Genomic DNA, 12,669 nt, shown 5'->3' on the forward strand with positions numbered 1-12,669 from the left:
GGGGGGGGGGGTGGGCGCTTGCCCCCCGGCCCGGGTGCGTCCGGCCGGGGGTGTGCGGTGGACGCGGGGCCCCGGGGGGGGCCCCCCGGGGGGGGGGGGGCCCGGGGGGGGCCCCCCCGCGGCAGGATCAGGGTGGAGGTGGGCAGGGTGCGGCGAGGACTGGTGCTCGGCGGGGGCGGGATGCTCGGTGCCGCCTGGACGATCGGCGCGCTCTGCGCGGTGGAGGAGGCGACCGGCTGGCGCCCCGGCTCGGCCGACGTGCTGCTCGGCACCTCGGCCGGTTCGATCCTGGGCGCCCTGCTGGCGACCGGCGTCCCGACGGCCGACCTGCGGGACCACCAGCGCGGCCTGGAGATCGTCACCGGCCCGCTGGCGGGCATCGACTTCGACTACGACACCGTGCTGGGCGGGGCGCTGCCGCCCCGCCCCCGCCCGGGGATCGGCTCACCGGGCCTGCTGCGGGACGTGGTCAGGCACCCGGGCGACTACCCCTTCCTGACCATGGTCTCCGCCCTGGTGCCGACCGGACGGGGCTCGGTCGCCCCGGTGGGCGAGCTGGTGCGCGGGCTGGCCGGGGACGGCTGGCCGGACGGGTCGGGCCTGCGGATCGCCGCGGTGGACCACCGGACCGGGCGGCGGGTGACCTTCGGCGACCCCGGCGCACCGGCGGCGACGGTCGACCAGGCGGTGATGGCCTCCTGCGCGATCCCCGGCTGGTTCGCCCCGGTCGAGGTGGGCGGCAGCCGGTACGTCGACGGTGGCTGCTGGTCGGCCACCAACGCGGACCTGATGGCGGGGCGGGGGCTGGACGAGGTGTACGTGCTGGCGCCGATGGCCCTGCGACCGTCCTGGCCGGACGGGCGGCGGGCGGCCGAGCCCGGGACGCTGGCGGCGCTGCGGGAGTGGCGGCGGCGGGACCGCCCGCGGGGGGTGCTGGTGCAACTGGTCAGCCGGTACCGGCGGGCGGTGACCCGTCAGTTGATGCGGGAGGCCAGGCAGTTGCGGGCGGAGGGGGTGCGGGTGCAGCTGCTCGCGCCGACGCTGGCGGACCTGGCGGCGATGGGGCCCAACATGATGGACCCGGTCCGCCGGGGGGAGACGCTGGAGACGGCGCTGCACACGGTGGGGCGGGCGCTGCGGGTGGGGTGAGCGGCGCTCGGCTCTTGGCAGGTGCTCCGGGTCCACGGCCCCTGACTCTCCCGAAGCACCTGCCTAAAGGTCGGCGTCGCCCACGCGGCGGAGCCGCACATCAACGGAGCCCGTATTGTTTGAGGCCCTGTCGGCTGACGAACCCCGGAGTGCTCCCGATGCGTGTGTACGTGCCCACGACCCTGGCGGGACTGGCGGCGGTGTATCCGGGTGGGGCGTTGGATCAGTCGGTGGCGTACGCGGTGACGCCCGCGTTGCGGGAGTGGTATGTCAGCGACGACATCGAGGAGTTGGAGTACGTCGCGCTGAACCGCGCCGCGCAGGCCGCGTTGCGGCTGCTGGCCGCCGACCCGGAGGCGCCGCGGCGCCGGGTGGTGGTGGCCGTCGAGGTGGCGGACTCCGGGGTGGGGCCGTTCGTCGGGGACGAGTACCAGGACCAGGCCTCGTTGGGGCGGGTGGTGCTGAAGGGCCCGCTGCCGCTGGCGAAGGCGGCGGCGGTGCACGCGGACGTCGCCGACACCGACGTGGTGGCGGACATCGCGGCGGCGGCCGCCGTGATCGGGGCGGCGGACCAGGGCGACGACGACGCGCAGTTCACCGTGGACGGTGCGGAGGACCACGAGCTGCTGTGGTTCGCGACCCAGGAGATTCCCGCACTGCTGGCCTGACACCCCGTCGGGGGCCGACCGCCCGTGCGGGTGATCCTTCCTGACGTCCGGTCCGGCGTCGGCCGTCCGGGGCGGCGCGGCCCGGATGATGGGCCGATCCGGCGGGAGAGAGGGCGGCCATGATCGGTCGGCGGATGCGTTGGGCGGCGGGTGGGCTCACGGCCGCCCTGGTGGCCGGGATCGGTGGCTGGCTGTGGCCGGCTGACGGCCCGACGGCCAGACCGGTCACCCGGGACGAGGCCGGGCGGCTCGCGCTGGCCCGCTTCACCACCTACGAGGCGAGCCCGGCCCGGGTCCGGATCACCGTGCCGGGCCGGAACGGCGACACGGTGGTGGACGGCGTGGTGGACTACCGCAGCCACCACGCGGTCGGCAGCTACCGGGCGCCCGGCACTGACTCAGGTCTGCTCGCCTGGGACCAAGAGGGCCTCGGCGTCGCCCCGGCCACCGGCCCGGGCGGAGCGTCGTCCGACCTGTCGGTCACCGCGACCATGCCACGTGCCGCCTGGTCGCCGCGCGCCTTCAGCCCGGACCCGTTCGACGTCGGGCTGCAGCTGGTCATGCGGCTGGCCGCCGACCGGCCGGACAACGTCCAACTGCTCGCCGAGCAGGGCCCGCGCTGGCTGCGCAGCGAACGGATCGACGCCCGGTCCTACGACGTGTTCGCCGGACCCCGCCCGCGCTCGGCCGCCGAGCCGGGGGACTCCCCGCTGACGTACTGGATCGACGGTGACGGCGGGCTGCGCCGGGTGACGGTCCGGGTGGCCGGGCTGGAGCGTCCGGTCACGGTCGACTTCACGGGTGGGCGGGCCGAGGCGGTTCCGGCCACGCCCTGGACGGTCGGCTGAGGGCTCGTCAGGCGCCGGGCGGCGGGTCCGTGCCGGCGCTGCTCGCACGTGGAAGGGGCCGGACCGGGCAAGCCCGGTCCGGCCCCGTTCGGACCGTCAGTTCCCGGCTCGGCCACCCGCCTTCCGGCGGTGGCTGCGGAGGGTCAGCAGCAGCACACCCGCGCAGATCACCAGCAGGCTGAGCGAGAAGGCACCCATCACGGCCAGACCCGTCGAGGGCAGCGGGGTCGGCGGCTTCGGGGGCGTGGACGGCGACGGACTCGGGCTGGGCGTCGGCGGCTTCGGCGTGTTCAGCCGGACCACCTCGACCGTCCTGCCGACGTCACCCTCGCCGAGCCGGTGCGGACCGCTGACGGTCTCGGCCGGCAGCAGATACCCGTCGGGAGCCCGGGTCTCCTCCAGGTAGTACACGCCGAGCAGCAGGGCCGGGAAGGCGCAGAGGCCCTGCCGGTCGGTCGTGCAGTCGACCCCGACCACCTGGTCGGCGGCCCCGTCCCGCTGGAGTCCGTCGACGCCGTTGCTCTCCCGCCAGAGCCGGAACACCGCGCCCTGGAGCGGGCGGCCGTCCTGCTCGCTCCGCTTGACCAGACGGAGGTCGGCCACCTTGGGCTGGTTGACCACGGTGACGCTCACTCCCTCGGTCAGGTTGGCCATGCTCAGGACCAGCGGTCCGAAGACGGCCGGGTCGGGCAGCAGGTAGCCGTCGGGTGCCTGGATCTCCTGCCAGTAGTACGTGCCGAGCGGCACGGTGGCCGAGCAGAGGCCGGTGGCCGGGGTGGTGCAGGTGTCGCCGACCTTGGTGTCGTCGGCCTGGTAGCCGGCGGTGCCGTTGGTCTCGCGCCAGAGCTGGAACACCGCGCCCGCCAGGGCCTTGCCGGCGGCGTCCTGCTTGAGCACGGTCACCGCGCCGGGGGCGAGTTCGTTGACGGCGGTGACGCTGACGCCCTGGGTCCGGTTGGCCATGGTGAGGACGAGCGGTCCGAACACCGGTACCGGGGGCAGGCGGTGGCCGGGCGGGGCCTGGGTCTCCTGCCAGTAGTAGGTGCCGAGCGGGACGGTGGCGGAGCAGAGCCCGTCGAGCTGGGTGGTGCAGGTGGTGCCGACCTTGGTGTCGTCGGTCTGGTAGCCGGCGGTGCCGTTGGTCTCGCGCCAGAGCTGGAACACCGCGCCCGCGAGCGAACTGCCCGTGGGATTCCGCTTGAGGACGGTCACGGCGCCGGTGGCGAGCTGGTTGGCGGCGGTGGTGCTGACGCCCTGGGTGTAGTTGGCCATGGTCAGGGTCAGCGGTCCGAAGACGGCCGGGTCGGGCATCAGATACCCGTCGGGAACCCGGGTCTCCTGCCAGTGGTACGTCCCGAGCGGGACGGTGGCGCTGCACTTGCCGTCGGCCGGCGTGGTGCAGGGTGTGCCGACCTGGGTGTCGGGGGTGGCGCCGTCGGTCTGGAGGCCCGGGGTGCTGTTGGTCTCGCGCCAGAGCTGGAAGACGGCTCCGGCCAGCGGGTTGGCGGTGGTGGCGTCCTGCTTGAGGACGGTCACGGCGCCGGTGGCGGGCTGGTTGACGGCGGTGGTGCTGACGCCCTGGGTACGGTTCGCCATGGTGAGGACCAGCGGCCCGAACACGGCCGGGGTCGGTACGACGTACCCGTCGGGTGCCTGGGTCTCCTGCCAGTAGTAGGTGCCGAGCGGGACGGTGGCGGTGCACACACCCGTGGCGGGCGTGGTGCACGGGGTGCCGACCTTGGTGTCGTCGGTCTGGTAGCCGGGGGTGCCGTTGGTCTCGTGCCAGAGCTGGAACACCGCGCCCGCCAGGGCGTTGCCCGTGGCGTCCTGCTTGAGCACGGTGACCGCGCCCGTCGCCTGCTCGTTGGCGGCGGTGGTGCTGACCCCCTGGGCGTAGTTGGCGGTGGTGAGGGTCAGCGGTCCGAAGACGGCCGGGTCGGGCAGCAGGTAGCCGTCGGGGGCCTGGGTCTCCTGCCAGTAGTACGTGCCGACGGTGGTCTGCCTGCTGCACAGCCCGCCCGTCGAGGTGGTGCACGGCCCGTCGACCTTGGTGTCCGGGGTGGCCCCGTCGACCTGGAGTCCGGCGGTGCCGTTGGTGTCCCGCCAGAGCTGGAACACCGCACCGGGCAGCGCGGTGCCGTTCTGGTCCCGCTTGAGCACGCTGACACTGCCCATGGCGAGTTCGTTGACGGCGGTGATGCTGACGCCCTGGGTGCGGTTCGCCATCGTGAGGACGAGCGGTCCGAAGATGACCGGGTTGGGGAGCAGGTAGCCGTCGGGTGCCTGGGTCTCCTCCCAGTAGTAGGTGCCGAGGGGCACGACGGTCGAGCAGAGGCCGGTGGCCGGCGTGGTGCAGGTGGTGCCGACCTTGGTGTCGTCGGCCTGGAGGCCGGGGGTGCCGTTGGTCTCGTGCCAGAGCTGGAAGACCGCGCCCGCCAGGGCGTTGCCCGTGTTGTCCTGCTTGAGGATGCTGACGGCGCCGGTGGCGAGCTGGTTGACGGCGGTGGTGCTGACCCCCTGGATGCGGTTGGCCATGGTGAGGACGAGCGGTCCGAAGACCGCCGGGTCGGGCAGCAGGTAGCCGTCGGGTGCCTGGGTCTCCTGCCAGTAGTACGTGCCGAGCGGGACGGTGGCGGTGCACACACCCGTGGCGGGCGTGGTGCAGGTCGCACCGACCTTGGTGTCGTCGGCCTGGAGTCCGGCGGTGCCGTTGGTCTCGCGCCAGAGCTGGAACACCGCGCCCGCCAGGGGGTTGGTAGTGGTGGCGTCCTGCTTGAGGATGCTGACGGCGCCGGTGGCGAGCTGGTTGACGGCGGTGGTGCTGACCCCCTGGGTCCGGTTGGCCATGGTGAGGACGAGCGGTCCGAAGACCGCCGGGTCGGGCAGCAGGTAGCCGTCGGGCGCCTGGGTCTCCTGCCAGTAGTACGTCCCCAGGGGGACGGTGGAGCTGCACTTGCCGTCGGCCGGCGTGGTGCAGGGGGTACCGACCTTGGTGTCCGGGGTGGCCCCGTCGACCTGGAGTCCGGCGGTGCCGTTGGTGTCGCGCCAGAGCTGGAACACCGCGCCTGCCAGGGCCTTGCCGGTGGTGTCCTGCTTGAGCAGGGTCACCGCGCCGGTGGCGAGTTCGTTGACGGCGGTGACGCTGACGCCCTGGGTGCGGTTCGCCATGGTCAGGACCAGGGGTCCGAAGACGGGCGTGCCGGGGAGCAGGTAGGCGTCGGGTGCCTGGGTCTCCTGCCAGTAGTACGTGCCGAGCGGGACGGTGGCCGAGCAGAGGCCCGTCGCGGGGGTGGTGCAGGGCGCGCCTGACGCAGTGTCAGGAACGGCCCCGTCGATCTGGAGGCCCGGCGTGTTGTTGGTCTCCTGCCAGAGCTGGAAGACGGCTCCGGCGAGCGGGTTGCCGCCGGTGTCCTGCTTGAGGACGGTGACGGCGCCGGTGGCGAGCTGGTTGGCGGCGGTGACGCTGACGCCTTGGGTGCGGTTCGCCATGGTCAGGTCCAGGGGTCCGAAGACGGGCGTGCCGGGGAGCAGGTAGCCGGTCGGTGCCTGGGTCTCCTCCCAGTAGTACGTGCCGAGCGGCACGACGGTCGAGCAGCGGCCGTCGGCGGGGGTGGTGCAGGTGCTGCCGACCTTGGTGTCGTCGGCCTGGAGGCCGGGGGTGCCGTTGGTGTCCCGCCAGAGCTGGAAGACCGCGCCCGCCAGGGCGTTGGTGGTGGCGGCGTCCTGCTTGAGGACGCTGACGGCGCCGGTGGCGAGGACGTTGACGGCGGTGGTGCTGACGCCCTGGGTGCGGTTCTCCATGGTCAGGACCAGCGGTCCGAAGACGGCCGGATCCGGCATCAGATACCCGACGGGCGCCTGGGTCTCCTGCCAGTAGTACGTACCGAGGGGCACGGTGGCCGAGCAGAGGCCGGTGGCCGGGGTGGTGCAGGTGCTGCCGACGCTGGTGTCGTCCGCTTGGAGTCCGGGGGTGCCGTTGGTGTCCCGCCAGAGCTGGAACACCGCGCCCGCCAGGGCCTTGCCGGTGGTGTCCTGCTTGAGCACGGTCACCGCGCCGGTCGCCAGTTCGTTGACGGCGGTGACGCTGACACCCTGGACCCGGTTGTCCATCGTCAGGACCACCGGTCCGAAGACCGCCGGACTGGGCATCAGATATCCGACCGGGGCTTGGGTCTCCTGCCAGTAGTACGTCCCCAGCGGGACGACGGTCGAGCAGAGGCCGGTGGCCGGGGTGGTGCAGGTCGCCCCCACCGTCGTGTCAGGGGTGGCCCCGTCCGTCTGGAGGCCCGGGGTGTCGTTGGTCTCGTGCCAGAGTTGGAAGACGGCTCCCGCCAGCGCGGTGCCGGTGGTGTCCTGCTTGAGGACGCTGACGGCGCCGGTGGCGAGGACGTTGACGGCGGTGGTGCTGACGCCCTGGGTGCGGTTCGCCATGGTCAGGACGAGCGGTCCGAAGGCGGCCGGGGAGGGGAGCAGGTAGCCGGTCGGCGCCTGGGTCTCCTCCCAGTAGTACGTACCGAGGGGCACGACGGTCGAGCAGCGGCCGTCGGCGGGGGTGGTGCAGGTGCTGCCGACCTTGGTGTCGTCGGCCTGGAGGCCGGGGGTGCCGTTGGTGTCCTGCCAGAGCTGGAACACTGCGCCCGCCAGGGCCTTGCCGGTGGCGTCCTGCTTGAGCACGGTCACCGCGCCGGTCGCCAGTTCGTTGACGGCGGTGGCCGTCACGCCCTGCGCGTAGTTGGCGGTGGTGAGGGTCAGCGGTCCGAAGACGGCCGGGGAGGGGAGCAGGTAGCCGTCGGGGGCCTGGGTCTCCTCCCAGTAGTAGGTGCCCGGGGGGACCGTCCGGCTGCAGGTGCCGTTCACCGGGGTGGTGCAGGTGGCGCCGACCTTGGTGTCGTCGGCCTGGAGGCCGGGGGTGCCGTTGGTGTCCTGCCAGAGCTGGAACACCGCGCCGGGGAGGGCTGCGCCGTTCTGGTCCTGCTTGAGCACGCTGACGCTGCCCATCGCGAGGTCGTTGACGGCGGTGGTGGTGACGCCCTGGGTGCGGTTGGCCATCGTCAGCACCAGCGGTCCGAAGACCGCCGGGGTGGGCATCAGGTGGTCCGGGGGTGCCTGGGTCTCCTGCCAGTAGTACGTGCCGAGCGGCACGGTGGCGGTGCAGACGCCCGTGGCCGGGGTGGTGCACGGGGTGCCCACGGCGGTGTCGGGGGTGGCGCCGTCGGTCTGGAGTCCGGCGGTGCCGTTGGTGTCCCGCCAGAGCTGGAAGACCGCGCCTGCCAAGGGAGTTGCGGCGCTGTTCTGCTTCAGGACGCTCACCGCGCCCGTCGCGAGCTCGTTGACGGCCGTCACGCTGGTGCCCAGCACGTTGTTGGCGGTGGTGAGGGTCAGCGGTCCGAAGACGGCCGGCGAGGGGAGCAGGTAGCCGGCGGGTGCCTGGGTCTCCTCCCAGTAGTACGTCCCCAGCGGCGCCGTGACGGAGCAGTAGCCGTTCGCCGCCGTGGTGCAGGTGGCGCCGACCTTGGTGTCGTCGGTCTGGAGTCCGGCGGTGCCGTTGGTGTCCCGCCAGAGCTGGAACACCGCACCCGCGAGCGGGTTGCCCGCCGTGTCCTGCTTGAGGACCCGGACCGCGCCCGTGATCTGCTGGTTGACCGCCGTGACGCTGACGCCGAACATCCGGTTGGCCATGGTCAGCACGGCAGGACCGAAGACCGCCGGACTGGGCGTCAGGAAGCCCGGGGGCGCCTGGGTCTCCTGCCAGTAGTAGGTGCCGAGCGGCACGGTGGCGGTGCACACACCCGTGGCCGGGGTGGTGCACGGGGTGCCGACCTTGGTGTCGTCGGCCTGGAGGCCGGGGGTGCCGTTGGTGTCCCGCCAGAGCTGGAACACCGCGCCCGCGAGGGCGTTGCCAGAGCCGTCCTGCTTGAGGACGGTGACGGCACCGGTGGCCAGGACGTTGACGGCCGTCGCGCTGACGCCCTGGGTGCGGTTCGCCATGGTCAGGACGAGCGGTCCGAAGGCGGCCGGCGAGGGCAGCAGGTAGCCGTCGGGGGCCTGGGTCTCCTGCCAGTAGTACGTGCCGAGCGGAACGGTGGCGGTGCAGGCCCCGGTGGCCGGGGTGGTGCAGGTGGTGCCGACCTTGGTGTCGGGGGTGGCGCCGTCGGTCTGGAGTCCGGCGGTGCCGTTGGTGTCCTGCCAGAGCTGGAACACCGCGCCCGCCAGTGCGCCGCCGGTCTCGTCCCGCTTCAGCACGGTGACGGCGCCGGTGGCGAGCTGGTTGACGGCGGTGACGCTGACGCCCTGGGTCCGGTTGGCCATGGTCAGGACGGCCGGACCGAAGGCGGCGGGATCGGGGAGTACATAACCCGCCGGGGCCTGGGTCTCCTGCCAGTAGTACGTGCCGAGCGGCACGGTGGCGGTGCACACACCCGTGGCGGGCGTGGTGCACGGGGTGCCGACCTTGGTGTCGTCGGCCTGGAGTCCGGCGGTGCCGTTGGTGTCCCGCCAGAGCTGGAACACCGCCCCCGCAAGGGGTTTGGCAGCGGCGTCCTGCTTGAGGACGCTCACCGCGCCGGTGGCGAGCTCGTTGACGGCGGTGGTGCTGACGCCCTGGGTGTAGTTGGCCATGGTCAGGGTCAGCGGTCCGAAGACGGGCGTGGTGGGCAGCAGGTAGCCGTCGGGGGCCTGGGTCTCCTGCCAGTAGTACGTGCCGAGTTGGACCGTGGCGGTGCACTTGCCGTCGGCCGTGGTGGTGCAGGGCGTGCCGACCTTGGTGTCCGGGGTGGCGCCGGTGGTCTGGAGCCCGGTGGTGCCGTTGGTGTCCTGCCAGAGTTGGAAGACCGCGCCGGGCAGCGGTGCGGCGTTCTCCTTGGACTGCTTGAGGACCGACACCTGGCCCTCCGGCTGGGTGTAGCCGAAGTCGTAGGTGTGGTTGTCCTGGCCCGGCCCGCCGGTGGTGACCGTGTACTCGGGGAAGGTCCCGCCGGGCGGTACCTTCCCGTCGCTGTCGATGGTGTCGTCGCTGCCGGCGTCGTTCTTGGTGACGATCCATTGGAACAGCGGGCCGCCGGAGGCGTAGTCGGCCGCGTTGTCGACCTTGATGGTGTACTGCGTCCGGGGCTTCAGCCCGCCGGTGACGTTGGAGTCGTCGAAGTAGTACTCACCGCGCGCGGTGGTCCTCATGGTGCCGACCACCACACCGGCCGCGTTGTACAGCCGGACGGTGGCACCCACCACCGGCTTCTCGCCCGGGTCCTGGATGCCGTCCTTGTCGACGTCGTACCAGACCCGGTTGCCGATCTGCAGCGGTGCCTCGTCGCACAGCACCTCCAGGTCGGCCATCGAGCCGCCCTTGCCGAAGGTGGTGGTCAGCCGGTTCCCGTGGGTGGCGTCGCGCGGGCTCTCGGAGCCGTCGCGGTTGGCGAACGCGGTGCCGCCGCTGAAGATGGTCCCGGTCGGGTCGACCGCCGAACTGGCGATGGTGCTCTCGACTTTGGAGAGGGCGTTGCCTGCGAAGAGGCCGTTGCCGTGCTCCCAGTACGTCCGGTTGTAGTAGGCGCCGTTGCCGCGGCCGGTCTCGCCGCAACCGCCGTTCTCGGCCATCACGAAGGTGCTGCCGGTGCCGAGGCAGGCCCGGCTCAGCGAGCCGCCCGAGGCCGGCTGGTAGAGCCCGCTGCCGACGGCGATGGTCTGCAGGTGGCCGACCTGGTCGGTGAAGCGGTCGCGGAAGCCGAGGATCAGTGAGCCGTCGGTGTCCACGATGATGTCGGCGAGAATCGGCTCGGGGTTCGCGTAGTACCCCGCAGGACAGGCCTTGCCGTCCTGGGTGGCGGGGATCTGGTCGTTCCAGGGATACCAGGAGGCGCCCTTACAGATGGCCGACTCGAAGGAGATGTCGCGCGGGTAGTCCAGCTTCTGGTCCATCACCACGGACCCGAAGGCGCCGGTCACCGGGTCGAAGGTCCGCACGATCGCGCGCAGGTCGGACTTCAGCTGGGTCGACTCGCCGGAGCAGACGCCGCCGACGTAGAGCACACCGTCCTGGAAGCCGAGGCCGTAGGGCCGCCAGTCGCCGGCCGCCGGGCAGGCGGTGGTCGGGCCGGGGATCGGGTAGACCGCCTTCGCGGCGGTCGAGGTCTTCGCGGTCGCGTCGTAGCGGTACAGCTGACGGTCTGCCAGATTGACCACGTAGAGGTCGTTGCCGTCCTCCGACACCTCGACGTCGCCCAGTGACTCCTTGGCCACCACGGGGGTGAAGCCGACGTCGGTGTTGGTGGCGAAGGCGTGCGCCGTGGTCCCGGCGGAGGGCACCGTGGTGAAGAGCGTGGTGACGCCGGTCGCCTGGTCGGTGAGGTAGACGGCGCCCTGTCCGGACGGGCCGTACGGGGAGCCCCGGTGGGCGTGTGCGCCGCTGAAGATCCACTTCTTCTGCCTGCTGTAGCCGATCCCGTAGACCGCGCCGGTCTGTGCCTTGGTGGCCAGGTCGGTGGTCTGGTTGTCGACACCGCGCGCGTTGTACGGGAACTGCACCAGGGTCCGCAGCGTGGCCGCCTCGGTGTCGCTCCTGATGCAGGCGGTGACCAGCGGGGCGTTCTTCTGGCAGTAGTCGGCCGGATTCCAGAATGCGGTCGTGTACGAGACGTTCCTGCCGCCGGAGAGGTCGACGAACTCCTCGGTGCTGCTCAGTCGGTTCGCCGTGGCGGTGAAGGTGTCGCGGGCGGCGAAGGCCGAGTACAGGATGCCGGGTTTGGGGTTGATCACCTGGACCCGGTACTTGCCGCCGGTCAGCGCGGTGGCGGCCGGCCGCAGGGTGACCGTGCCGTCGGCGGCCGTGGTGCCGCTGATTCTCGCGCCCGCGTCGTCGGTCAGGGTGACCGTGACGCCGCTCATGCCCGGTTCCAGCGCGGCACCGTTCCAGGTGCCGTCCGCGTTGACCTCACGGACCACTTGGACGGTCACCGCTCCGTCGCCCGTCGCGGCCCGGGAGGCCGGTCCGAACACCGCGACGCCGACCGAGGCGGTCATCGCGAAGGCGGTCACCGCGGCCAGCGGTCGCCACCGGCGGGGGGTCGGTCTCCCGAGGCCGGGCGGCCTCTGCGGCATGATTCTCACATCGCTCCGTTCGACTACCCCCGGAACGATTTCTACGACTTTCATGACTGGCGTTAGTCGGATACGCCTCGGAATCGACGGGGCGCCCCGGATATTTCATCCGCTCAGCGCACGTGCGTGAATAAAGAAGATGAACGGAATGACTGCAGATGGCCTAATCTTTTTGCCCACCCGCGCCTCGGGTACCGTTCCCGGGTGCGTACTCACATCGTCTGGGACTGGAACGGCACCCTGCTGCACGACATGGCAGCAGTGGTCGAGGCCAGCAACGCGGCCTTCGCGACCCTCGGGGTGGCCCCGATCACCGTGCAGCGGTACCGGGAGCTGTACTGCTTCCCGATACCGAAGTTCTACGAGCTGCTGCTCGGCCGGGAGCCGAGCACGGACGAGTGGCTGGTGCTGGATGCCGCCTTCCAGGACCGCTACCAGGAACTCAGTGACGCCTGCGGCCTGACCGAGGGCGCGGCCGCATTGCTGACGGAGTGGCAGACGGCCGGCCGCAGCCAGTCGCTGCTGTCCATGCACGAGCACCACCGGCTGGTGCCGCAGGTCAGGGCCCGGGGGATCGAACAGCACTTCCTCCGGGTGGACGGCCGGGTCGGCGAGTCGTACGGGACCGGTAAGACCGAGTACCTGCGGCAGCACCTGGTGGCGCTCGGCACGGACCCCGCGCACACGGTGCTGATCGGTGACGCGGCGGACGATGCGGTGGCGGCCCGGAACGCCGGGGCGCACGCCGTGCTGTACACCGGCGGTTCGCACACCCGGGAGAAGCTGGAGCCGCTCGGCGTGCCGGTGGTGGACTCGCTGGCCGAGGCCGTGGAGCTGGCCGGGCGGATCGTGGCGTGAGCCACGTCGGTCACCGCGTGTCAGCTGCGCCGATTCGGTTGACGGGTGGTCAG

The 12,669-nt window shown here is 72.2% G+C and carries 5 protein-coding genes; 4 read left to right on the forward strand and 1 reads right to left on the reverse strand.

Annotated features, from left to right (window positions below):
• The first annotated feature begins 147 nt into the window (after window positions 1-147).
• The 3 genes from ACIRPK_RS28245 to ACIRPK_RS28255 all read left to right on the forward strand — a co-directional run bounded on the left by ACIRPK_RS28245 (window position 148) and on the right by ACIRPK_RS28255 (window position 2,665).
• Window positions 148-1,149, forward strand: a complete 1,002-nt coding sequence (locus tag ACIRPK_RS28245) for a patatin-like phospholipase family protein (RefSeq protein WP_403043295.1) — start codon at window positions 148-150, stop codon at window positions 1,147-1,149.
• A 158-nt stretch (window positions 1,150-1,307) separates the two neighbouring features.
• Window positions 1,308-1,817: a DUF6912 family protein gene (locus ACIRPK_RS28250; RefSeq protein WP_403043298.1), complete on the forward strand. Its 510-nt coding sequence runs from the start codon at window positions 1,308-1,310 to the stop codon at window positions 1,815-1,817.
• Between the two features lie 119 nt (window positions 1,818-1,936).
• Window positions 1,937-2,665 (forward strand): hypothetical protein, encoded by a 729-nt coding sequence (locus tag ACIRPK_RS28255; protein ID WP_403043301.1) that lies wholly within the window; start codon window positions 1,937-1,939, stop codon window positions 2,663-2,665.
• Between the two features lie 96 nt (window positions 2,666-2,761).
• Here the strand turns inward: ACIRPK_RS28255 and ACIRPK_RS28260 are convergent, their stop codons facing one another.
• Window positions 2,762-11,695, reverse strand: coding sequence for a SpaA isopeptide-forming pilin-related protein (locus ACIRPK_RS28260; protein WP_403043304.1), 8,934 nt, complete (start codon window positions 11,693-11,695; stop codon window positions 2,762-2,764).
• A 267-nt stretch (window positions 11,696-11,962) separates the two neighbouring features.
• On the opposite strand from ACIRPK_RS28260, the gene ACIRPK_RS28265 reads away from it, so the two are divergent.
• Window positions 11,963-12,616 carry an HAD family hydrolase gene (locus ACIRPK_RS28265; protein WP_403043307.1) on the forward strand — a complete coding sequence of 218 codons (654 nt, stop codon included), beginning with the start codon at window positions 11,963-11,965 and terminating at the stop codon, window positions 12,614-12,616.
• Window positions 12,617-12,669 lie beyond the last annotated feature (53 nt).

Source organism: Kitasatospora sp. NPDC101801 (assembly GCF_044766665.1).
GTDB lineage: Bacteria > Actinomycetota > Actinomycetes > Streptomycetales > Streptomycetaceae > Kitasatospora.